At 41.6% G+C, this 24,526-nt stretch carries 20 protein-coding genes and 1 pseudogene; 8 read left to right on the forward strand and 13 right to left on the reverse strand.

The window, feature by feature from the left end:
- Nucleotides 1–52 precede the first annotated feature (52 nt).
- The gene (locus FN809_RS14300) at nt 53–1,237 is read right to left on the reverse strand and encodes a SpoIIE family protein phosphatase (protein WP_246095610.1); all 1,185 of its coding nucleotides are present in this window, start codon (nt 1,235–1,237) and stop codon (nt 53–55) included.
- A 253-nt stretch (nt 1,238–1,490) separates the two neighbouring features.
- Nucleotides 1,491–2,060, reverse strand: a complete 570-nt coding sequence (gene efp, locus FN809_RS14305) for an elongation factor P (RefSeq protein WP_142534220.1) — start codon at nt 2,058–2,060, stop codon at nt 1,491–1,493.
- 231 nt (nt 2,061–2,291) lie between these two features.
- On the opposite strand from efp, the gene FN809_RS14310 reads away from it, so the two are divergent.
- The 6 genes and pseudogenes from FN809_RS14310 (at nt 2,292) to FN809_RS14335 (ending at nt 8,464) form a co-directional block, all read left to right on the forward strand.
- On the forward strand, nt 2,292–2,843 hold the full coding sequence (locus FN809_RS14310; RefSeq protein WP_142534221.1) for a helix-turn-helix domain-containing protein: 552 nt from the start codon (nt 2,292–2,294) through the stop codon (nt 2,841–2,843).
- A gap of 128 nt (nt 2,844–2,971) precedes the next feature.
- On the forward strand, nt 2,972–4,933 hold the full coding sequence (locus FN809_RS14315; RefSeq protein WP_142534222.1) for a DUF4914 family protein: 1,962 nt from the start codon (nt 2,972–2,974) through the stop codon (nt 4,931–4,933).
- Nucleotides 4,917–5,362, forward strand: a pseudogene (locus FN809_RS18140) (AIR carboxylase family protein). Before FN809_RS14315 ends, FN809_RS18140 begins: the two are co-directional and overlap by 17 nt.
- 7 nt (nt 5,363–5,369) lie before the next feature.
- On the forward strand, nt 5,370–5,684 hold the full coding sequence (locus FN809_RS14325; RefSeq protein ID WP_142534223.1) for an MFS transporter: 315 nt from the start codon (nt 5,370–5,372) through the stop codon (nt 5,682–5,684).
- 395 nt (nt 5,685–6,079) lie between these two features.
- Nucleotides 6,080–7,486 (forward strand): group II intron reverse transcriptase/maturase, encoded by a 1,407-nt coding sequence (gene ltrA / locus FN809_RS14330; RefSeq protein ID WP_221929444.1) that lies wholly within the window; start codon nt 6,080–6,082, stop codon nt 7,484–7,486.
- Between the two features lie 42 nt (nt 7,487–7,528).
- On the forward strand, nt 7,529–8,464 hold the full coding sequence (locus FN809_RS14335; protein WP_394348170.1) for an MFS transporter: 936 nt from the start codon (nt 7,529–7,531) through the stop codon (nt 8,462–8,464).
- A 50-nt stretch (nt 8,465–8,514) separates the two neighbouring features.
- On the opposite strand, the gene tsaB is transcribed toward FN809_RS14335, so the two are convergent.
- The 9 genes from tsaB to FN809_RS14380 all read right to left on the reverse strand — a co-directional run bounded on the left by tsaB (nt 8,515) and on the right by FN809_RS14380 (nt 21,700).
- Entirely contained in the window at nt 8,515–9,222 is a 708-nt protein-coding gene (tsaB, locus tag FN809_RS14340; RefSeq protein WP_142534225.1) for a tRNA (adenosine(37)-N6)-threonylcarbamoyltransferase complex dimerization subunit type 1 TsaB, read from the reverse strand.
- Between the two features lie 193 nt (nt 9,223–9,415).
- Nucleotides 9,416–10,618, reverse strand: coding sequence for a thioredoxin family protein (locus FN809_RS14345; RefSeq protein ID WP_142534226.1), 1,203 nt, complete (start codon nt 10,616–10,618; stop codon nt 9,416–9,418).
- Between the two features lie 234 nt (nt 10,619–10,852).
- Nucleotides 10,853–12,163 (reverse strand): thioredoxin family protein, encoded by a 1,311-nt coding sequence (locus tag FN809_RS14350; RefSeq protein WP_142534227.1) that lies wholly within the window; start codon nt 12,161–12,163, stop codon nt 10,853–10,855.
- A gap of 212 nt (nt 12,164–12,375) precedes the next feature.
- Nucleotides 12,376–13,518: a TlpA disulfide reductase family protein gene (locus FN809_RS14355; protein ID WP_142534228.1), complete on the reverse strand. Its 1,143-nt coding sequence runs from the start codon at nt 13,516–13,518 to the stop codon at nt 12,376–12,378.
- Nucleotides 13,519–13,554: 36 nt separating this feature from the next.
- Nucleotides 13,555–14,985 carry a RagB/SusD family nutrient uptake outer membrane protein gene (locus tag FN809_RS14360; protein ID WP_142534229.1) on the reverse strand — a complete coding sequence of 477 codons (1,431 nt, stop codon included), beginning with the start codon at nt 14,983–14,985 and terminating at the stop codon, nt 13,555–13,557.
- Between the two features lie 23 nt (nt 14,986–15,008).
- The gene (locus tag FN809_RS14365; RefSeq protein WP_185957569.1) at nt 15,009–18,197 is read right to left on the reverse strand and encodes a SusC/RagA family TonB-linked outer membrane protein; all 3,189 of its coding nucleotides are present in this window, start codon (nt 18,195–18,197) and stop codon (nt 15,009–15,011) included.
- Between the two features lie 130 nt (nt 18,198–18,327).
- Complete coding sequence (locus FN809_RS14370; protein WP_142534231.1) at nt 18,328–19,797, reverse strand: DUF6242 domain-containing protein; 1,470 nt, start codon at nt 19,795–19,797, stop codon at nt 18,328–18,330.
- Nucleotides 19,798–19,942: 145 nt separating this feature from the next.
- Entirely contained in the window at nt 19,943–21,001 is a 1,059-nt protein-coding gene (locus FN809_RS14375) for a FecR family protein (RefSeq protein WP_142534232.1), read from the reverse strand.
- Between the two features lie 114 nt (nt 21,002–21,115).
- Nucleotides 21,116–21,700: an RNA polymerase sigma factor gene (locus FN809_RS14380; RefSeq protein WP_142534233.1), complete on the reverse strand. Its 585-nt coding sequence runs from the start codon at nt 21,698–21,700 to the stop codon at nt 21,116–21,118.
- A gap of 327 nt (nt 21,701–22,027) precedes the next feature.
- On the opposite strand from FN809_RS14380, the gene FN809_RS14385 reads away from it, so the two are divergent.
- Both FN809_RS14385 and FN809_RS14390 read left to right on the forward strand, forming a co-directional pair.
- Nucleotides 22,028–22,321 carry a LysO family transporter gene (locus FN809_RS14385; protein ID WP_142534234.1) on the forward strand — a complete coding sequence of 98 codons (294 nt, stop codon included), beginning with the start codon at nt 22,028–22,030 and terminating at the stop codon, nt 22,319–22,321.
- Entirely contained in the window at nt 22,318–22,923 is a 606-nt protein-coding gene (locus FN809_RS14390) for a lysine exporter LysO family protein (protein ID WP_142534235.1), read from the forward strand. The genes FN809_RS14385 and FN809_RS14390 overlap by 4 nt, the downstream gene beginning before the upstream one ends.
- Nucleotides 22,924–22,975: 52 nt before the next feature.
- Here the strand turns inward: FN809_RS14390 and arsC are convergent, their stop codons facing one another.
- Nucleotides 22,976–23,317 (reverse strand): arsenate reductase (glutaredoxin), encoded by a 342-nt coding sequence (gene arsC, locus FN809_RS14395; protein WP_142534236.1) that lies wholly within the window; start codon nt 23,315–23,317, stop codon nt 22,976–22,978.
- Nucleotides 23,318–23,392: 75 nt separating this feature from the next.
- A protein-coding gene (gene prfB, locus FN809_RS14400; RefSeq protein WP_142534237.1) for a peptide chain release factor 2 occupies nt 23,393–24,488 on the reverse strand; the annotation gives its coding sequence in 2 pieces (ribosomal slippage) (nt 23,393–24,424 and nt 24,426–24,488; 1,095 coding nt in all).
- Nucleotides 24,489–24,526: the final 38 nt, after the last annotated feature.

The following is a 24,526-nucleotide window of genomic DNA, read 5'->3' on the forward strand; positions in this document are numbered from 1 at the left end:
AGAAATGGATAGATAAAAAAAGAAAGGGAGTCAATTTTATGGCTCTCTTTTTTTATTTAAACCCAATACCGGTAACCGAAATATCATCGAAAACAGATCCCTTTGCAAGCTGTTGTGAAATCAGTTTTTTTAAATCATTCATATTGCTTTCGATATCTTCGTTGTTTGAAATGATATCTTCGATGGGTTTCATACTCGATTCTATCTGGCTGTCGTTCTCTAATTCTACCAGTCCATCGGTAAAAGCAAGAAATTTGGCATTTCGGGGAACACGTATCTTCCCAACCTCTATGCTGGGTATTTCGTCGAGCATACCCAAACCAATACATCCTTTGTCGAGACTGACAAGTTGCTCACGCTTGGGATCAAACAACATAGGCGGAAGATGGCCGGCATTGATGTAGGTAAGTGTTCGGGTAAGGGTGTTGTACTTGCCCAGAAACATGGTAATAAACTTTTCGTTATTGGCACTCATATTTACTTTGCTGTTGAGCAGATGAGCCAGTTTTTTAAGCCGTATACTGGGCGTATAGAGTGCACGAAAAACGGCTTGAAAGTTAGACATGAGCATGGCTGCCGATATTCCTTTTCCGGATACATCGGCAATACAAAACCCTAATACGTTTTTTGATAAGCGGATAAAATCGTAGTAATCGCCACCTACTTCGTACTGGGGATGATAAAAAGTATGGATGGCGTACTTAGTACTGATGGGCAAATGGTCGTCGGAGGGTACCAGTTTGGTTTGGATGCGCGATGCCAGCTCCATTTCCTTTCTCATGGCCTCCTGCTCAATAACCTGTCCTTGCATCCTTTTGTTTTCGATAAAAACAATGATAAGGTTGGAGATAATTTGGATAAGCTTTAGGTGTTTTATAGTAGGACTGATACCGGTTTGCTCCTCCTCTACATCGCCTATTAACACAAAACCTATGGCATTATAACGATGAAAAAGTGGTATTACCGCATCAAAACCCTTTAGCTGGGGAGGGTGCGAAATAGTTACGTTTTCAATATTTTTATATTGTATCAGGTCGCGCTGTACATCAATGTTGGCTACCTCTTCTTTGGTAACTCCCGAATTTAACAGATTATCCCATTTGCCGTCGGCAAAGGTAAAAACCAATATTTTACCTACTTCCAGCTCTTCTGTTAAAAGCACCTCAAACTCCGACAATAAATCGTCTATACTGTGATCTTCGTTTATTGTTTGCGCAATATCGAGTAGTATATTCAATCTGTCTTTAAATAAACGAAGCCTCTTTTTTTGAAGGTGGGTAACCATAACTTATCTAAACTATTCTTTACAGCAGGGTAAGGTATTAAATTTTTTTTCTTAAAGAAAATCAAATTTATTGATGAGTGATAAAAAATGTAGGATAAACTTACCTACCGTAATATTCAAACGGACAAAAGTACCAATGTATCAAATTGTTGCATAAAAAAAGCCCTGTAACAATATAGGGCTTCATTTACTGGCATATATAAACCTATTTTTTTACACGTTCTACATAACTGCGGTCGCGTGTATCCACTTTTATCCAATCGCCCGTATTAACAAACAGGGGCACCATTATTTGCGAACCGGTATCAATGGTAGCGGCTTTCAACGAGTTGGTAGAAGATGTGTCGCCCCTCACGCCTGGCTCGGTGTAGGTAACTTCAAATTCAATGTTTATGGGCAGGTCAACTAAAAGAGGTGTTTCGGTATCGGCATGATACACTACTTCGCAGTTTAAGCCATCTTTTAAAAAATCGTGATTATCTATCAGTTTTTCCTCAATAATTACTTGTTCATAGGTTTCATTGTTCATAAAAACATATCCCAAATCCTCCTTGTATAAAAACTGGTAGCTACGACGCTCTACGCGTTGCTCATTCAATTTTACCCCTACCGAAAAGGTGTTTTCGAGTACCTTACCGGTTGAAACATTCTTTAGTTTGGTACGCACAAAGGCCGGGCCTTTACCCGGTTTAACATGTTGAAACTGCACTACAGAATACAAGTCGTTCTTGAATTCAATACACATCCCATTTCTAATATCAGCAGTAGTTGCCATAGTATTGTCAATTAATTCGTTGTATAAATTTTTTTTTGCAAAATTAAATCAAATCCTTAAAATAGCTAACAAAACCGCCTATATTTCAGTACCTATTTTTATTATACGCAGTAATATTTCGGATGAAAATACGCTCGAAAGTTAATTATAGCTTAATAATTTTACCTGCACTTAATTGTAAAGCTTTTTTTTCTATATTTGCGCCATGAATAATTATTGATTTTTGGGATTATGAAACTCTTAGGAGAACGAATAAGGAGGAGAAGAGAAAGTTTGCACATGCAACTAAATGAGCTTGCTAAAAAAGTGGGTGTTAGTTCCAGTGCTTTGTCGCAAATAGAGAAGGCGAAGGCATCGCCCTCAATTGTAACACTTAAGGCTATTGCAGATAGCCTCCGTACTACGGTTGGTGCATTAATAGGCGAAAATGAAGTTTTAACGAAAAACCCATTGGTACGATTTGAGGAGAAGAGTTTTGTTGAAAAGAATGCATCGGGAACCTCATTATACCTGTTATCGAACCATGGTAATAATAAAGAAATGGAAACATTTCTTGTTCATTTTGAGGAGAATTCTGATGCGGATACACTAATGAAGGTGCATCCGGGACAGGAGTTCTGTTTTGTTTTAAAAGGTGAAATTGAGATACAATTAGAAGATAGAATTTTTATTCTGCAAGAAAAAGATAGTTTTTATTTCAACTCGAACAGGATGCATTCGGCGCGAAACAGAGCAAAAGGTATCTCACAAGTATTATGGGTGGTAACACCTCCCGAAGAATAAAAAAATTTTAAAACAGAGGTTAAGCTCTGCTTAAATATATAACCACATCTTAATTTGAGCTGTAATTGAAAATAATGCATTAAGTAAGCAAAACGCAAACATTAATATAGTAGAATAATAAATTACCTATGAAAGATTTATTTAAGGTTGTTAAAGAAAAAAACATAAGCTTGCCCGAAAATATTGCAAGTTTATTAAAGGAATGCAAAAGCTTAACGGTATTTAATACCACGGATGAACTGGCAACGGCAGCTACAAATGGGAAAGAAAATGTTGAATATGAGGTAAAGTATGATGTGCCCGGCAAAGGTGAATATGTAGAGGCCACTGTGCAACAGGTAAAGAATGGGATATCGGCTAATTATACAGAGGCTTATATGCGCAGACGCGACCCTGCCACCATGGTAATAGCTGACGACAAGCCAACCGATAAAAAAACATTTAAAGAGAAGTATGGCTATGATTTCCCTAAGTTACAAGAGGAAACTTTTGCTTGGATGAAGGAACAGGACTTAGCCTTATTTTTTTATTTTGCCGGAAGAGTAAACATTGGTTCGCTTGGCATAGCTATTGCTCCCGCCAATGCGGCCTTTTTTGCTATGGGTTTATCTATGTTGCAGGAAATGGTTTCTCTGGAAGAATTAAAGGAAGATGCAGAAATTAAATCGGTAATTTTTGTTGCGCCTGTATTTCGCCATACACATTTCGATGGTAAGCAGGTAGTGGTGCATAATCGTACCGAAAAAATACATGAGTTATATTCATATAATTTATATCCGGGACCGAGCGCAAAAAAAGGACTATATGGGGTGTTACTAACACAAGGAGAAGAAGAAAACTGGGTAACGGCGCATTGTTCAGCAGTGCAGTCAATAAGCCCTTACGACAACATCACCACCTTTATGCACGAGGGCGCCAGTGGAGGAGGCAAGAGCGAATTGCACCAGCATATTGTGCGCGAGCCCGGAGGCAGAGTACTGATAGGACAAAATTCTATAACAGGGGAAGAAAGATTTATTACTATTCCCCGATTTTGCTCTTTCAACCCGGTGGCGGATGATATGGCCTTCTGTCATCCTTCGTTACAGAGGCAAAACGGAAAGCTACGAATCATTGATGCTGAAAACGCCTGGTTTGTGCGGGTAGATAGCGTTAATCAGTATGGTGACGATCCAACCTTAGAAAAAACGACCATCGCACCTGCCGAACCTTTACTGTTTCTTAATATCGACACGCAACCCCGATCTACCGCCTTAATTTGGGATCACATTGAGGATGAGCCGGGCAAACCCTGTCCGAATCCCCGAGTTATAATCCCACGTAAAATTGTCCCCAATGTGGTAGATAAGCCGGTTTCTGTTGATATCCGTAGCTTTGGCTTAAGGGCACCTCAATGTACCAAAGAAGCTCCTTCGTATGGTATTGCCGGCATGTTTCATGTTTTACCACCTGCTTTAGCTTGGTTGTGGCGTTTGGTTGCCCCACGTGGCCATAACAACCCGAGCATTGTTAGTTCGGGAGGCATGGAGAGCGAAGGCGTTGGCTCCTACTGGCCATTTGCCACCGGAAAACGCATCCCCCATGCCAATATGCTGCTCAAACAAATTATCAATACCCCGCGAACTACATTTACGTTGGTACCTAACCAAAATATTGGCGCCTGGAAGGTGGGTTTTAAACCTCAACTGTTAATGCGCGAATACCTAACCCGCAGGGGGGCAGCCAAGTTGAGAACAGACCAGTACCAAGCTTCGCGATGCCCACTTTTAGGCTACGAATTAAACTATCTAACCCTGGAAGGCTCTAAAATACCTTCGCGTTTTCTGAAAGTATACAACCAACCCGAAGTTGGCCTGGAGGGTTACGATGCCGGTGCCGAAATGTTACAAAAGTTCTTTAAAACAGAATTACAGAAATACCTGCAAAGCGATTTGCTTCAAACGGGTAAACGAATTATTGATGCTTGTTTATCTAATGCAAGTATTGAGGAATATAATGAAATAGTTCCAATGAGTTTCCAATATGATTATTCATTTAACAATATAGAAGACTATGAGCAAAGTAGTGATTTTAATGGGGTCAAAGGCTGATCTTGCATGGGCTACAAGGGTTGTAGATAGTTTGCAGCTATTTAGTATTAGTGCTGAATGCCATATAGCATCTGCCCATAAGGTGCCTTTATTTTGTTATGACATCATTAAAGAAAAAGAAAAAATAACATCGTATTTATAACAATTGCAGGAATGAGCAACGCCTTAAGCGGTTTTAGCGATGCGCAAACACATTGTCCGGTTATTGCATGTCCTCCTGTAGGTGATTCTTACGGTGGTAATGATGTATTCTCAAGCCTTAGAATGCCTTCCGGAGTTGCTCCAATGGTGATTTTAAATCCCGAAAATGCAGCCCTTGCAGCAGCCAAAATACTAGGGCTTTCCGATTCAGGTATCCAAGTAAAGGTAAAGGAATTTCAGGAAGCACAAAGACAAAAACTTATTGACGACGATAAAAGTATAAAGTAATTAATGCATGGAGAAGAGATATAATATTATCGCGGCCTTTTTTATTATGCTCTGTTTAGGCAGCATATATGCATGGAGCATATTTGTACCTGAACTGATAGACACTTATGGTCTAACAACAGCACAAACGCAATTGATATTCGGAACGGTTATTAGTGTTTTTACCCTAACAATGATAGGGGCAACCGCACTAATGCAGAAATTGGGCCCTCGTATTTTGGCCACCATTTCCGGACTTCTCTATTTTATCGGATATTTTATTGCCTTCCTTTCGGAAGGCAATTTTTTGTATGACGGGCATGGTAACGTGCTATCAAGATGAAAGTTCTTGAGTTCGCCTAGTTGACAGGAAGGACTAGCAATTGGCAAGGGTGTTGGGGGTGACCCCAAATCTGAAGGAAGCCATCAGCAAAGTCATAGTTCTAACGTACAGAAATTTGATATAAGGCTCAATAGTGTTGGGCAACCGAGCAATGGATTGGGAAAGCCCCAAAGTCAACCGTAAACACTTAGGGTAAATCAAGTAGGACGTGATGAAAGTATGTTACCTTATCCCGTGAGATCTCAAAACTTGTTGTGGCAAACAACAAACTGAACGGCGACAATCAGCGAAAAGTTTTGAGAAGTCAGCAGAAGACATAGTATCTCTGGTTTTTTTTTTCAGAGAGAAGGTCTGAATCAGTTAATTAAAGAAGCAGTCGGACAAGACTTTTATCTATGGAGCACCAGCAACAAATAGCTTACCAGCGTGATATGTTCATAGAACATACACAGGAGGCTATTGGTCAATCTGGAAATCGTAAAGACGTAAACGGCGCGAAAACACGATTGACGGAGCAATTAGATAAAGAGACGAGTCAAGGACGAGTCTTTGCAGAAGGATTAATCGGCATTGTATGCTCATCAGAAAATATCAACCGAGCATACAAACAAGTGAAAAAGAACAAGGGCGTAGCGGGAGTAGACAATGTTCCCGTAGGAAATTTCGCTGAATGGTTTGCAAAAGAAGGAGATGAGTTAGTCAACCAAATACTTCGGGGCGAATACCTTCCCTCGGTAGTGAAATTAGTAGAAATACCCAAGCCCAATGGCGGTGTACGTCAGTTAGGGATTCCAACCGTACAGGACCGGATTCTCCAACAGGCAATTTCACAGGTGTTAACCCCCATTTACGAGCAAGTATTTTCAGATCACAGTTACGGTTTTCGTCCAAAACGCAGCGCAAAGCACGCCATAGAGCGAGCAAGCAGCTATGTTAAGGACGGCAGAAATATAGTTGTTGATATGGATATGAAGAGTTTCTTTGATGAAGTTAACCATGATAGACTGATGTATCGTCTATCACAGCTTATTCAAGACAAACCTCTTCTAAAGCTTATACGCAAATACTTACAAAGTGGAGTTATGACAGGTGGACTAGTCCATCAACGTTTGAAAGGCACCCCCCAAGGAAGCCCACTTTCCCCACTCTTATCTAATATTGTTTTAGACGAACTAGATAAGGAACTCGAAAAGCGAGGGCATTACTTTGTTCGGTATGCAGACGATTTCAGCATATTTGTTCGCAGCCAAAGAGCAGGCGAGAGGGTGAAGGAATCAGTCTGTTCATACCTCACAGGCAAACTTAAATTGAAAGTTAATGAACAGAAAAGTCAGGTTTGTAAAAGTAGCGAGACAAAATTCTTAGGGTTTACCATACTTGATCCGGGTATTATTACAATATCCGTCCAAAGTGTAAGCCGCTTTAAGAAGAAGGTACGAGAACTAACGAAGAGAAATCGGGGTATTGCTTTGGAGCAAGTAGTATCAGAACTCGAACCGATACTCCGAGGATGGTTAAATTACTTTAGAGTTGCGAAATGCAAAAGACTTTTACGGAATCTTGATGCTTGGATTAGGCGTAAACTCAGATGTTATCGCCTGAAACAATGCAAACGAACCATAACACTTAAACGCTTTCTTAAAAGTTTGGGCGTTCCTAACTGGCAAAGTTGGATTTTAGCCCTTTCAGGTAGAGGGTGGTGGCGTAAATCGGGATGTCCACAAGTTCATCAAGCCATGAACCTTAAATGGTTCAATGATTTAGGATTGTTTAATTTGTCGATTAAATACAGTTTGTTATAAAATTAACTTGAAACCGCCGTATACGAGAGTACGTACGGTGGTGTGAGAGGGCGAGGGAGTAATCCCTCTACCTACTCGATTATCCTATGGATGGGTATAGGCTTATTAGGAGGCATAGGAACAGGAATGGGTTATCTGGTTTCGTTAACTGTACCGGTAAAATCGTTTCCACAAAAAAAAGGGCTTATAACAGGTGTTGTTGTCGCAGGTTTTGGGGCAGGAGCTATCTTATTAACCTACCTGGCCGATTTTCTTTTTAAAAATAGCGTAGGTGTATTACATGTTTTCCTGTATTGGGGCACCTTGTATGGTTTGATAATCATACTTGCTGCTCAACAACTTAAAACATCCGGCTTAAAAGCCTCTCAAATTAGTTATTCGTCCGTAACCCCAATGAATGGCGTTGTTTTATTTAAACTGATCTTGGGTATTTTTGCGGGTACTTTTACCGGATTATTAATCATAGGGAATCTAAAGCCTATTGCTCAAATGCAAGAGGTATCAATGTATGCAATACCCCTGGCTATCTCGCTATTTGCTTTATCCAACTTCACCGGAAGAATAGTCTGGGGTTGGATGAGTGATCGTATCGGTAATACTCTTCTTATCCCTACTGCCTTACTTGTTCAAGGGGCTGTGTCGATGAGTCTATTTTCAGTGCCCGTTTCCGACATACAGTTTATTAGTCTCATTATTTTAATTGGCTTTTGTTTTGGGGCACATTTTGTGCTTTTTGCCAAAGATACCATCCAGATGTTCGGAATCGATAACTACGCAAAAATATATCCATTTATTTTTCTGGGATATGGGTTTGCCGGTATTGCAGGCCCCTTTATTGGGGGATGGGTAGTTGATCTAACCGGCGAATACATGTATGCAATACTTTTGGCATTTACTTTATCTATTGTTGCAACGTTTATATATGTTTTTATTGATAAAAAAGTACACGTTACAAACAGGGCTTTCCAAATAAGATAATAGCATATTAATTATACAATTAGTAAGCTTAGCACCTTTGCGTTATTAGGTCAAAAGATTTTATTTTTAGATACGGTAGCCACAAAGTTTTTTAAGTAAAAGGGTTCAAAGTAGGCCAAATCTTCAAACTGCTTGTTTTGGTATTTTTTATATGCCAAACCCGCCATATTAGATGCCAGGGGTGCCAGGTCTTTAATAAAAACCGCATTACTGTGCTCAATAGTTCCCCGACATTTATCTGAACCATCTCCAAAAAATACGATGGTATGTTTGTTCAGACGGTTCAAGTAACTGCTGCTGTCGATTATCCGGGCGCTAACTTTTTCTTTTAGATTCATAGCGCTATCAAAAAGAGCAGTATATACTTCCATCCTGCGCGCATCTATCATGGGGCAATAAAGCATTTCCGTATCAACTATATTTTGTAAATCGGGATGTGCTATTGCTGCCTGTGCCAGACATTCAAGCGAGGAAATAGCAATAAGTGGTTTGGCTAAGGCATAGCATATCCCCTTAGCCACCGAAACACCTATACGCAGCCCGGTATAGGAACCAGGCCCGCTGCTCACCGCTACTGCATCTATATCTTTCATGGATAAATCGGGTAGCTCATTAAACAAATTCTGAATAAACAGCGTAAGGTGGGTAGCATGCGAATTGGCCTCAAACAATTGCTTTTTGGCCACAATAGTTTGCTTATCTGATAAACAAACGGAACATACCTTGGTGGAGGTCTCCAACGAAAGAATCAATGCCATAGTATTACTTTTAGTTTGGCAAAAATAATACTTTTTGCGGTTTAGTTTTATTCCTATCAGGGATAAAGCAAAAAAAGAGCCGTCCCCATTGGAACGGCTCTTTCAAGTTAACCTAAACCTTAATCTATGAAAAAAAATTACTCTTTAGAACATGATACGCAACGGGCCGAATAAGGTTACGTAATTTTGTATTTTAATTTTTTTTAGCATTCTCATCTGCCACCTTTTGCTTAAGTGTTTCAATGCGTTCCTTCTCCGAATCAAGGATACTTTGATCTGCTTTTGCCAGTTCAAGTAACTTTACTTTTTCGTTGAGATAAACAATGTTATTCTTTAGCGGCCACTGGCTGGCGGTAAAAGCATCTTCCATCCACTGAACCGCTTGCTGGTAATGCCGTATTTTGGCATCTGTGCCCTTTTCAATGGCTTTGGCCCAATTGTAATATAAAAATGCATTGGGCTGGCCATGATACCCTGCTTCGATGTTGGACTTTACTTTGGCTATATAAGCATCCCAATTATTATTTGCCCGGCAAATACTCTCCTCCACAAAAGCCACTATTTTTTCGCGTCCTTCCACTCTGCGCTCGTTCAACAGGAGTTTATATTTTCTAAATCCTGCAGAATCAACCATCGTTTGCCCATCTTTTTTAGATACAAAGGAGTGTCCATAGCCCAGGTAAGATTGATAAAGCTTACGTTCGACTTTTTCCTTGCCATACCGGTTGGCAAACTCTTCCTTGTGTTCATCAAACCATAAAAATGCGGGCAGCGCTACATCGCTCAGGTAGTTATGTATTAAATTATAATTGTACTCATCGAGTAATTCAGTACCCTTAACCTTTTTAAAATATTCCGCCAATACCCCTTGAATCTTATCTTTTTCGTAGGCATTGGCCAATGCTTTTAAGTAGGTATTCATGGTGGTCGTATCCTCTTTGTTGAGGAGATACTTGCGTTCCAGATCTGCCAAGCCTTTACCATCCACAACCAGCTGGGCAATATCAATTAAGGCTTGAGCTTTGGGCGCCCCTACCGATTTATGCAACTCATTGCCATCGGCATCCACCCAAACCAAGGTAGGAAAGGCCCTTACATTAAACTTCTCTTTTAACATAATGCCCTCGCCTTTTTCCATATCTACCTTATAGTTGATAAAGTGGGCATTGAACAGGTCGCCTACTTCTTTTTGGGGAAAAACTTTTTTAGATAGCATTTTGCAGGGACCGCACCACTCCGTATAGCAGTCGATAAAAATACTTTTGTCCTCGGCCTTTGCCAATGCTTTTATTTGTTCCCACGAACCATGGGCGAACACTATGCCAACGGTGTCGTTTTGCGCCTGCATATTAACAATAATAAGACAAGCGACGAGAAAGGAGATGAATTGTTTCATGAATTTATAGTATGATCAAGGATTAAGTAATGGGCGATAGGGCTGATGTATTACTAAAGCACTATTACCCGACGCCTTAGTATGTAAATACGTTTGTTGTAAGCTAATCAAAGGCCGAAAGCCCGTTCTGTGCCATAAATTCACCTCAGAACCAATTCACAAATCGGATTTTCAGCCCTTATCCAGATGGATTTTATGTTCGCTCACTCCTGCATTAGAATAGCGCTATTGCTATTAAAAACCACCCATTTTCATGGCCGGTACAGAGCGACCACCTTTTTTGCCTTCTTCTTTATCTTTTTGTGCTTCTTTATGGGTTTTATCGAGCAGCGCATTGTGCTTGGGCACTATGTTAACAAATAAATCGTTCATAGCTTTTGCTACCGCCAAGCGCTCCCCTTCAATACCGGCCTTTTGCACAAAGTCATAAGCATCGCGATAGGCAATAGATAACCTAAACATATTCAGCTCCGGGTTGTCCAATTCTAATTGAATGGCATCGTCCATTAGTTTAACTGCTCTTTTAAAAACTTCCTTATCCTCGCAGTCCTTTAATCTGTTTAAAAGGTTAAAGCCCGATTCGGAGTAATAGCGGGGATTTTTGCTTAGGCCTTCGGCAAACTTTTCCTCTACCACATCCATGTAACCGGCATAGTCGCCCACATTCACCAACAAGGCACGATTGGTATAATCTTTTATAAGCTCAATCCTGTCGAAACCATTGTTTTGCATCAACTGTATCAGCTCATCGAATTTGGACTGGTCAAAATCCTCTTTTTTACTTACATCGGCCAGCTTTCCGGCATAGCTGTAGTACATCCCCGACTCAAGATACTGCCCTTTAAATCCATTTTCCTTTACAAAAACTTCTTTGTTTTTAAAGTAATAGGCGGCCTCGTCGCTAAAGGGATCTTTTACGTAGCGGCTCAGAATCCAAAAATAATCTTTTTTATGCCAATCCGACTGAGGCACCATGTTAAGATAATGGATGGCTACTTCCTGTGCCTTGGGATCGCTTATTTTAACCAGGTAGCTCAAATAATCTTCGGTGGTTTTAATATCCTTTTTATTTTTTTTAAATGCCTTAGCCAGCGCATTACCTTTTTCTGATTGTGCCGGCGCACTTTTGGCTTCTGCAATTAATTTTTCGGCGGGTACAAAACCTATCACGCGGTGCAGCACTTCCTCGTTTTTGGGGTCGATGAACAACATGGTAGGGAATGCCGACACACCGAACTTGTCTTTTAAAGTGATGCCTTCACCCTTTTCGCAATCTATTTTAACGTTTACAAAATTGGCATTAAAGTAATCGCCAACTTCTTTTTGTGGAAAAACTTTTTTCGACAGCATCTTGCAAGGGCCACACCAGGTGGTGTAACAATCTACAAAAATCAGTTTTTTTTGTTTCTTGGCATGTTTCAGCGCATCGACCCACTTGCCTTGAAAAAACCGGATACCCTCGTTGTTTTCGTTACCGGCCTGTGCCGGGGCAAATACAAGCAGTGCCATGGCCAAAATAAGTACTGCGGATTTTAAATTCTTCATTGTTCTTTTATTTTGTTTTATTAATGATTCATTTCTTACTATTGCTTTGGGTCAGCTGAAAAACTCCAGAGGACTTTGCAGTGCATAACCCCCAGATTTATCTGGGGGTTATGTTGCACTTTGGATTCATTTTAGATTAACAATCTACTTATTATCTAATATGTAGTTGTTTTTCAGCAAGTCCCACCTATACATCCCATTACCGAAATTTATTATTCAGATAACAACTCGTCTAACTTTTCATCAATTTTTTCACCGCGCAGATTCTTTGCCACAATTTTGCCTTGTTTATCCAGTATGATGATGAAGGGGATACCGCTAAACTGATAGTCCTTCATGGTTTGTTTACCCGCATTAGGAGCCAATACCTGTGCCCACGCCATGTTTTCCTCACCCAAAGCCTTGCGCCAGTCCTTCTCTTTTTTATCTATAGAAACACTCAGCATTTCAACACCTTTGCTGCGATATTTTTCGTAAACCTCTTTCAGGTGCGGTATTTCGGTACGGCACGGGCCACACCACGATGCCCAGAAATCGATAATCAGAAGCTTCCCTTCAAAGTCCTTTGGCGATACCATATCTCCGTCGGGTGTAGGGTAGGCAAAATGGGGCGCTTTGCTTCCAAGGGCTACCTTTTGGGCTGCGGCGCGAGCCTCTTCCTTATCTTTGATGTACTTTACCAATGGAGGATATTCCGGGTTGGCTTTTTTTAGGGTGGCCAATGTATGGTCAATCAGCTCCTTGTCGGTTTTGTCGCGAAGGCGTTTAACAACGGCCAGCACACTGTTTTGATCTGCATAATGTTCGGCCAGATAACGATATCGGGCACGGTCGTCATCACTTAACACGCCATATAATTGGCCCGAAATATCACCATACTTTTCAGGGACATCCCTTGTAGCCTGATAAACCCCTTGCGAAAAGCCTATCATTAATTGGTACGAACGGTAATTAATGAAGTTAAGGTGATTAATCAGTTCGTTCTTGGGGCCACCGTTAATATACACATAAGGGGGGTTTTTAATTTTAATTTTGGCCGTGTCGCGTCCGCGGAAATCAATTTCCAGATTCTCGTCCTCGGCCCAAAAACGGACCGACTGCCATTTTTGACAATCGAGGATGTATTCGCCGGGAAAATCCGTTTTCATGGTGTAGGCATAACTGCCATCCTGATTAATATCGAAAGAATCGGTTACTACCTTTTCCCTGTCGCGGTATTGATATATGTACATCTTAGAACCTTCGGCCGGGAATTTTACTTTTCCACTAATATTGATGCTCGCATCCTTTGTAGGGGCGTTGCATGAGCCCAGAGCGATAATAAGGGCTAAGACAAATGTTAATTGTATTTTCATTATTTAATTGGTTTAATGTGATGTGTTTAATTTTGTTTAATTATTAACATATCCTTCGTTTTGCTGTACCACGCCGTTGCTTATATTGATTTCGCGCAGCGGGATGGGGAGCACCTTTTTGTTGTCGGGCAGTTCGGGGTTGTAAAGTGGTCTGTCCGTGCGTAACTGGTCGAATCGTTGCAGTCCTTCAAAAGCCAGTTCTTTACTTCGCTCGGTAAGTACACTTAATATAAAATCCGCAGGGTTCGCAAAATCACTTGTTTGATAAGGTGTTGCGTCGGGGTTTGCGCGCAGATGTACCTGATTTAGCAGATTTACCATTTCTTGCGTCACGGTGCCGCTATTGCGTGCCAATGCTTCAGCTCTTGTCAGCATTATTTCGGGCAGGCGCATAATTGTTACATTGTCGCGGCCACTGGAATTGGGGTATTTATTCGTTACAAAAATCTGTTCGTCCTCTGTATTTATTGCTTCCCGCATCAGTTTAACCCGCCGTTGGTCTGTTTCCTGGTATTGTGCCAGCAGTGCATCGCTGAACCAATAACTATTATAGACATAGTAAATACCATTGCCACCAAACTGCCAGTTGCCACCATTGGAACTTACCGGAAAACCAAACATGTGTTCCGAGGAAAAAGGTATTACTGTTCCATTTTGATTTGGTGGGAAAACTTTTAAAACATCGCTTTCTAAATTATAAGCGGTCCTTGCCAGTACCTTTTCCGCCCATAAAGCAGCATTAACGTAATCGCGTTTGTACATATAAACCCGGGCCAGTAGTGCTTCGCACGTGGCCATGTTTGCACGGCTCACCCGCGTTTCAACATCATCTTGTTGTGCCGGGTCGGGCAGGTGCGGAATAGCTTCTTCCAAATCCTGAATTATCTGCGCATACACTTGTTCGTTGGTGCTTCGGGGCCGTATATCTTTGTTGATGTCGAAGCCATCATAATGTTCCAGATACAATACCAGTCCATTATTTTGCGGCTTATTCATTAAAGCGCCATCGCCAAACCAGGCCAACAACCGATGGTATGCATAAGCCCGGATAAACTTGGCTTCTGCAATGTGTTGCTCCATCTGCTCTTGTTTGTATTTGCCCAAAACCGGAATCTTAAAAATCAACAGGTTGGCCTGATTTAATGCTGCGTAATACGGTTCATATATATTTTGGGGCAAACCATCTTCAGGTAAAATCGAACCATTGTTAATGGGGTCGAAGGTGCGTGCAGCACCGGTACTATATTCGCAGGTTGGCGCGGTGGCCTCCGCGGTAATATAATCTTTTATAGCTGCGTTAAAAAGCAAGTGGTAGGTTCCGGCCACCGCAGATTCGGCAGTAGTGAACTTTTCAAAAACTTTGTCTTCCACAATAGTATCTTCAGGTGCTAAATTCAAATGACTGTCGCAAGCTGAAAATATTACAGTCAGCGTTAAAATTATAAGTAAACTATTTTTTATCGTCATAACTAAAAATCTTAGCGATTATTTTAAAAAGTTACCTCTATTCCAAACTTGAGTGATTTAGCCTGTGGCATGGTAATCTCATCATATCCGCCGAGCACGGCACTCGAACCGTAAGCATTTACTTCGGGATCTACCCCGCTGTATCCTGTCCAGGTAAATAAGTTAGTAGCTTGAGCATACACCTTTATCCGTTCCATAAACATTTTTTTCACCCAGTTCTGGCGAAAGGAATAGGCCAGGCTGATATTACGCAAGCGCAGGTAGGAGCCGTCTTCGAGGAAGCGATCGTTTAAGCGGCTCACATCGTAACCACTAAGGCCCGAGCTGGCCCAACGTGGATCCTTATATACTGTTGTTGCATTATTCAGCTGGGGGATATCCGTGTGGTGACCCGGTATTTTCCAATAATCGAGTATGTCGGTGGATAAGTTATTCGATTCCCGAAGAATATAGGTCATTAAAGTGGCCTGTGTTCCGTTGTACATCATTTGTCCGTACGAAAAAGATAGAGCAAAATCCAGTTCCAGATTTTTATACCTTAAGTTACTGCTTAACCCACCATAAAAATCGGGCATGCTGCTACCGGCGCTGTATCTATTATTTAAAGGCGCGTCGGAATCATATACGGCCTGAGGTGGAATTTCGTTCACCGTTCCGTTGCTATAGCTCCATTGCGGATTGCCTGTCAAGGGGTTTACGCCAAGCCAATGATATAAATAAAATTGATTCAAGCTCTCACCTACCACAAACACCTTTCGTTCCATGCCTTGTGTTTGCACCATCTGGTACCCGGCCTCGTTTAGTCTCAGTAACTTGTCCTTGATGTGGGATACATTAAGTGAACCTTTCCATGACCAGTCTCTTGTACGAATGATAGTTCCGTCGATAAGGACTTCTATGCCTTCATTTTTCATGTCGCCTATATTCTGTTGCTGTGAACTCCAGCCCATATATAGCGGCACAATATCGCTTGCCAACAGGTTATTGGTTCGTTTATAGAAATAATCCACGGTAAGGTTCAGGTCGCCACGGAAAAAGGAAGCATCCAAACCTATATCCAGTGAGGTGGTGGTTTCCCACTCTAAATTAGGATTAACTGTTTGGGAGTTAAAGAGCAATGGTACGCCATTATACGATAAGGTACCTCCGCTTACGGTGCGGTTATCTCTTTTCCACTGTCCCTGATTACCATAATAACCGCCAAAGGAACCATCCAAACCGGTCAGTCCGTAACTACTGCGTATTTTCAGTTCGCTTAACCATCTTCCGGTATTTTCAAGGAAAGGCTCTTCGGTCAATATCCAACCTGCCGATACAGACGGGAAACCACGATATCGTTGGTTCCGGCTAAAGCGTGAGGAGCCATCCACGCGATAGGTAAGTCCGGCCAGGTACTTATTTTTGAGTCTGTAGTTGAGCCGCCCAAAATAGGAAACCACTGCCCATTCCTGGGTAATAGCTCCCAGTACGCGTTTTGAAGTTGCCGATTGAATACTTTTTTCGTTGTCGTCGAAAAACCCGGTTCCCGTAACGCGCATTTTATTTTCTTCCGACGATTCAAAACTTTGACCCAGGATGCCATGTACCAGGTGTTGCCCAAAATGCTTCCGTAGGGTTAAAACGTTGTTGACCACATATTTAATATTCTGATTGGATGCAGCAGAACCGGTTCCGTCGGTGTTTTGTGGTGTGGATAGAATGCGATTGTACGACTTGGTGTTGTACATGTCGATACCAAACTCCGATTTGAGTCGCAACCATGAGGTAGGTTTTAACTCGGCATAAAAATTTGAAATCACGCGTGAATCTTTCACCGTATTATCTTCATGGGCTTTGGCCACCGGATTACCCAAATGACCCGAAATGTTATTGATGTTACTTTGAAGGCCTGATCCCGCAGGGGTGTGGTAAAAATAACTGCCGTCGGGGTGATAAACAGGGATGTTTGGCGACATCAGCACAGCTTCGCGATAAACACTTTGGCTATTGAGGGCAGCATTTTCGATAAGTGAATAGGAGGAGTTAGTACCAAAACTAATCCAATCGGCGGGGCTAAAATCAAAGTTGGTGCGGATACTGTTCCGTTTAAAATCCTGATTAATAATATAGCCTTGCTGATCGAACTGGTTAAAGCTGATAAAATAGGAAGTATTTTCTGTACCGCCTGATACAGATGCGTTACTTTGTTGGGTTATCCCTGTTCTGAGAACTTTGTCCAACCAGTCGGTATTGTGCGTACTAGGAAAAGTAGCCGCCGAACCAATGGCCTTATTAAATCGGTTATAAATATCGCTAAACTCATTGGCATCCAGTAGATCGGGCGTGCCGATGGGCTGGCTCAGTTCAACTGAGTGTGCAATAGTAATTTGGGGCTTTCCCTTTTTCCCTTTTTTGGTGGTTACTAAAATTACACCTGCAGCACCACGCGAGCCATAGATTGCTGTTGAAAAAGCATCTTTGAGTATCTCAATGGATTCAATGTCTTCGGGGTTAAGCGCCGATAAGGGATTTCGTTCAAATTCGGTACGCTGCGAATATCCGTTGCTCACCGAGTTTCCACCAATCGTGGCTCCGGCAACCGTTCCGTTACCAAAATCGAGGTTGTTTACCGTTTTACCGGTACCATAAACCGGAACTCCATCAATAACAATTAAGGGATTGCTGTCGGCATTAATTGACGACAAGCCACGTATAGTAATAGAAGTAGCGCTGCCCGGCGATCCGCTGCTCAGGTTAACGTTAACACCAGCCACTTTGCCCACCAAGGCGTTATCGAAACTGGGTGCGATGCCCGAGATGTCTTCGGCCCTTACTTTTGATACGGCTCCGGTCAAATCGCGCCTTTCCTGTACACCGTACCCTACCGTTACAATCTCCTGCAAAGCTACCATATCCTCCTTTAGCTCGGCTTTGATAAAATCCTGTCCGTCATAAACAATATACATATCTTTGGATCCGATAAAAGAGATGCCTATTGTTTGCCCTTTGATTACATTTTTTATGGTAAACTCTCCTTCTATGTCTGAGATACCACCGCGCATGGTTTCTTTAATGTATACGTTGGCTCCCGGCACGGGTTCCCCGGTTTTGGAATCGATAACAACACCTTTAACCGTTGCCGGCTCCAATTCTGTAGCTTTTATAACTTCCTGTGCTACAAGTTGTAATGAAATAAATAAAAAAATACAGGTGATAGATAGCGCTTTAAACATGGTACTATTATTATCCCCTAAAAACATTTGTTGATAGGTATGTTGTTAGACTTAAGAATATCAGGAATAAAAAGGGATAGTAAAAAAAATCTGTTGCCATTACATACTAATGGCAACAGATTCATATTAATTATTCTGTGAGCTTGTTTAGTTTACCGCTCCACACATCACTTAAGGAAGTTAACTCTTCGCTGTAGGTAATTTCTTGCGTTTCCGGATCGGTTTCGCTTGTTTTTTCGGCACTGTACCCACCCACGATCCATACTTTATCGTTAGCGTCAAGGTAAACAGCATGTCCGGCGCGGGGTGTAAATTCCTCGGGCAACAAGGCATCTTCTTCGGGAGCCATCCAGGTTAATCCTTCGTCTTCCGAAATTAAAATCTCAGCACTACACTCGCCCAGTCCTGTCTGTCCGCCGATGAGCCACAGCTTGTTGTCGTAGGATATAACACCCGCCTTCATGCGGGCAGTAATAGCACCGGTAGAAACCAGCGTCCATGTTTTACCGTCGGCACTGCTCCATACATCACTGGATAAGTAACCGCCTTTCAACTGTCCGCCTATCATAAACATTTTATCGTTGTGAACCACGTTGGCAGAATAACGTCGGGGTGCACCTTCGGGTAGCAGGTCCGTTTCGCCTTCTTCCCATGCAGACAGATCCATCGTATTGTGAATTTGATCAGATAGTCCGGCGGGACCATAGAAATCAGCATCTATAGCTTTTGTTCCGTCAGGATTTCCAAAACCTGTGGTGTTACCACCAACTACCCATAGTTTGCCGGCTGTTGAGTACATGGCTGTATTCAATTTTCCACCCCAGGGTACGGCGTAACCGTTGGCCAATTTGGTAAATGTTATACCGTCGGTGCTCTCCCAAATATCATTTGACACGCCGGGCAATGCGTACGTGGGGCCATAAGGGAAGGTAATGGTAAAGTGGGCAAGTACATACAATTTGTCGTTATGAACAATTAAATCGTGCCGTGACCCCATGGGGAAATTATCTTCATCGATGGTTTCCTGTGTCCAGGCTACGCCATCTGTTGATGTGTAATATACGCTCGAAGCTACACCGTCAGAAACCGAACCATAAATAGTTCTGTACTTATCTTTAAAATATACACTAACCACCGTTTGGTACGGATTAGCGGTAACCGCACTTTGCTCTTTAACCCAGCTAACACCTTCAGGATTAATTTGCGACACGTTAACAGTTACTGTGTAGGTAACTGTTGTTATTCCATCTTCAGCCGTTACAACAATTTGCTTTGGCGATGAAAAATCAATAACACTTTGACCGCTAACAAGCTCAGTACCATCTACCATGACAGTAGTTTTAGCAATGGCCTCAAACTCGGGGGTCAACGCCGATACATCGGTCATGTAGGGTAATTCATTTTCGTTGGTAATGGTATTGTTGATTTGATCCACGGTAAAAATAACATTTTCTAAGCCGGAGATGTTAGCATGGGATGCAAATCCAAATGCGGTCAATCCTGCTAAATTTGATTTAACCTCGTCGTCCTTACATGAGGTAAATACAACTGTAACGGCCAATAACAGACCTATTGCAAATTTTAAATAATTAGTTTTCATACAATCAAGTTTTAAATAAATATAAAGGGTTTAATAAACGACATTAGGATGCTAATATCTACATAAAAAAAGTTCTTCGGGCGCTTGAGTTAATGTTCAAATTTTAATGTCATGCGAAATATTGGAGTATGAGGATCTCTTGGTTTTAAGAGAATATAATTGTTATTTTATGCTTGCTTTCCTTTACGCTTGCTACCTTATTGCCAAATACCTGTTGAATAAAATCCCGCACCGAGGGATCGTCAAAGCTTCCCGAGTAATTGGTATAAGGATCCATCTGGCCTTTAAACTCCACGTGCTTACCATACCAGTCGGCCATTTTATAAGCCAGCTCGTGTTGTTTCAAATTCTTGAAACAAAAAATCCGGTCTTTCCAACTAAATGTTTCGCATTGATCCAAGTCCTCGCTTTTGTTCCTGTTGCCCGATGCTGTATAACTGACGAACTGCCCCTGCCGCACTTTGCTGTTTTCCAACAAGCTGATTGTAACTTTGTTCTGGTTAGTTTTACTGGCAGGTATAAGTTTAAATGCAGGTATAACCACCTTTTTATATGCCGTGTCTACAACTGTAGCTTCACCTTCTTTTACGGCAACATCCAAGCCATCGGCTTTTCCGTTGATTGTAATTTTTCCGCTACGTAAAATGGTACATCGACTGCCCGATGTGACCACCATCGGGTACTTGCTCTCATTTTCGTTAATCTCTATATATGCTTTCCCCTCCAGCAACAGTTCGCGGTTGCTCTCGGCGTATTGGTCGTTATAGCTTATGCTGCTGCCCCTCGACAAAATAATTACACTGTTATCCGGTAAATATAACGAGGTAGTTATGTCGTTCCCTCTTACGGTGTGCACAAAGCCGTTCCCCATGTCATCCTCCCCTAACTCGCCCAAAGCCAAAGGAAACAGTGCAATAATTGCCAGCATAGCGGCAATGCGCCATATTTTTTTGCGTAGTACTTTGCTAATAAGAGGTTTTTTATGCAGCGTAAGGATTGTTTTATCTTCTATCTTGCTCCACACTATATTTTTGTGCCCTCCCATAAAAGTATTGCCTAAGGTGTGCATTGTATTTTTATACAATTGTGCATTATCTCCCGATTGGGCAATCCAGTTAAATAATTCTTCCGTTTCAAATGCGGTAATATCACCGGACAATTTGCGGGCTATAAGTTTTTCGATATGTGGTTTGTTTGAGTTCATTTTAATCGGTATTCAATAGTAAAGACGCAAGTGAAGTCTAAATCCGTTATCCGGAATGATGTTTTTTTATTTTTTTCTTTAAAACCGTTTACAGCACAATCAAAGCAGAAGGTGTTAAATTGGATGCATAAGCAACATTATCAGCACTTTTGAATATTTTTTAACCACTTCCAATACCAACTTGGTAGCTTTTTTCAAATGTACGTCCAATGTATTTTCCGAAATAGACATTGCTTTGGCGGCATCTTTGTATTTAAGACCGTCTTCGCGTACAAGTTTAAATGCCTGTTTACATTTGGGCGGCAAATTTCCGATTACCTCTTCAACTTTTTCGGAAAGTTCCTTTAGCTCCATTTGATGGTGCGGATTGCTTTCCTGAAGGAAGGGATGGTCAAAAACGTTTTCGATGTCTGTTGTATTAATGTTTTTTTTGCGTAGATAATTCAGGCTCTGGTTTTTAATGGACATAAACAGATAACCCTTAAAGCTCGAAACCTCTTTCAACCTTTCCTTATTGTTCCATATTTTGGCAAATACATCACTTACCACCTCTTGTGCATCATGGAACGAACAGTATAAGCATGAGCGTTCAAATGCAAAGTGATAATACGCATCAAACAGCGCTCTGAAGGCGTTACGATCGCCATGGGCAATTTGTATCAATAGCTGCTTGTCGGTATTTTCCCTTGATTTTTTCATATCCAGGGACGCAATATAGCAATTTTCGTTTTTATTGATTCGTAGAGTTTTAATTTGCAAGAAAAAGGGTGGTTGTAAATATAAATTGATAAGGAATCCGGTGGAGGCTACATATGTTATCGAAAAAAATGTCGCTATTATTGCCCAACGTATACCTTTTTCCAGATCTCCAATCCATTAATTTTATTACATTCGCTTTGGTTTTTTACGAATAATGAATTAAAAAGTAAAGTGCTTCTTGCTGCAATTATTTTAAACTGCTTTTAAGGATGGACCTAAAAGCAAAAGGGTTCCATTTGTTTTTTAACGAATCGTTATTTTTTATTTATGACATCATATATAGTTATTGCCATTTTCGCCCTTGGCATTGGTTTGGGCTGGTTCTTCCGGAAAAAAGACCACGCCCGCAAAAAAATTGATGTGGCCATTGCATGGGCGGTTTACTTGCTCTTGTTTTTGCTGGGCATATCCGTGGGCACCAACCAGGAGATCATCAGCAACTTTTCGCGCATCGGCTACAAAGCCTTTTGGCTGACCTTGGGTGCGGTGCTGGGCAGCGTGTTGGTGGCCAAAGTGGTGTATCAGGTTTATTTTAATTCGGACAAAACCGAGGAGCAATGAAGGGAAGCTTGATCATCTTATCATTTTTTGCAGTAGGGCTTATCGGGGGCATTTATAATATATTTCCCCAATGGATGTTAAACGACGACCTTACAACCTACGCCCTGTTTGGGCTCATGTTTTTGGTGGGCATAAGCATCGGGAGCGATAAGGCCGCCTTTTACATACTGCGCAAAATGAACTTTAAAATATTTTTGGTGCCCACAACGGTCATCGTGGGTAGTTTGCTCGGAACGGCGCTCATATCGCTTATGCTTTCCGACATCAACGTAAAAGAGGGCATGGCCGTGGGAGCGGGATTTGGCTATTATTCCCTGTCGAGCATTTTTATTAGCGAGATAAGCGGAAAAGAGCTGGGCGTGGTGGCCTTGCTGTCCAATATTTTTAGGGAGATAATCACCCTGTTGGCCGTGCCGATATTGGTGAAATACTTTGGCAAATTGGCAGGCATCGCATCGGGCGGGGCAACCGCCATGGACACCACACTGCCCATCATCGTTAAGTTCACCGGCAAAGAGTACGGAATCATTGCCATATTTAGCGGTATCGTGCTAACCATACTGGTGCCAATGTTAATAATCTTGATACTGGAAGTGCTTTAAGGTTAATGCTTCCATACCAAAAAACTACCGACGATTTTAACGATTTTACTTTCTATAATACCTCATCAATTTTTTCGGTGGGGCGACCCACTACCGCCCTGGAGCCATTGATAACGATAGGGCGTTCTATCAATTTTGGATTGTTTTCCATGGCACCAATCAACTCTTCTTCAGAAAAATCTTTATTCTTGATTTCTTTCTTGTAAAAATCTTCGTTTTTACGGATTAAATCCAATGGCCGCATGCCCAGTTTCTGTATCAGTTGCCTCAGCTCCTGGCGATTTAAGGGGGTGTTTAAGTATTTAACAATGATGGGTGTTATGCCCTTCTCTTCCAGATAGGCCAATCCTGCTCTACTCTTGGAACATCTTGGGTTGTGAAGTATTGTTATCATAGCAATCAGTTTTTATTTTTTTAAGATAAGCATAGTAAATCAGCCATGTAAATCTAAAAACGTATTTTAGTATTTCTACTCTTGTTTTCCGCCAAACTCCATTAAGTATGCTTTAATAAATAAATCGATATCGCCGTCGAGTACGCCTTGTACGTTAGATGTTTCGGCGTTGGTGCGTAAATCTTTCACCATTTTATAAGGCTGTAAAACGTAGGATCGAATCTGGGAGCCCCACTCAATTTTCATTTTGTTATTCTCTACCTTATTTTGCTCTTCCATCCGTTTGCGCAACTCCATTTCGTATAGCTGCGATTTTAAAAGACGCAGCGCATTTTCTTTGTTATCTAGTTGCGAACGCGATTCGGTGTTTTCGATAATAATTCCGGTTGGTGCATGTTTTAAGCGTACACCGGTCTCCACTTTGTTTACGTTTTGCCCTCCGGCACCTCCCGATCGGAATGTATCCCACGAAATATCGGAGGGATTAATTTCTATATGTATGCTCTCGTCGATAAGCGGGGTTACAAATACTGATGTAAAAGAGGTCATCCGCTTGTTGGCAGCGTTAAACGGCGATAGGCGCACCAGGCGGTGTACCCCGTTTTCGCTTTTCATGTATCCGTAGGCATAGTCGCCCTCTAATTGCAGGGTAACTGTTTTTATGCCGGCATCGTCACCCGCTTGGTAGTTTACTTCTTTAACTTTGTACTTGTGTTTTTCGGCCCAGCGTAAATACATACGCATAAGCATTTCGGCCCAATCCTGGCTTTCGGTTCCACCGGCACCTGCATTAATTTTTAACACAGCTCCCAGTTTATCTTCCTGACGGCGCAGCATATTTTTCAGCTCCAGTTTTTCGATGTTAGCCTCTGTTTCCTCAAAAAGCTGGTCTATATCTGCTTGTTCTGCCTCACCTTCTTTTAAAAACTCAAGCATCACATTAAGCTCTTCCACCTGCGTATTAATTGCTTCATAATCGTTTACCCACGATTTCATCTCCTGAAGCATCTTCATGTGGCTTTCGGCAGCTTTGGGGTCGTCCCAAAAATCAGGTGCCTGGGAGCGCAATTCCTGTTCTTCTATTTCAATTTTCTTCTGGTCGACGTCAAAGATACCTCCTTAACGCCAGCTGGCGCTCCGCTAAATCTTTTAGCTGTTCAATAGTTGTCATTGTTTATATTTTTGCGTCAAAAATAGTGTTTTTTATTA

Source organism: Saccharicrinis carchari (genome assembly GCF_900182605.1).
Taxonomy (GTDB): domain Bacteria; phylum Bacteroidota; class Bacteroidia; order Bacteroidales; family Marinilabiliaceae; genus Saccharicrinis; species Saccharicrinis carchari.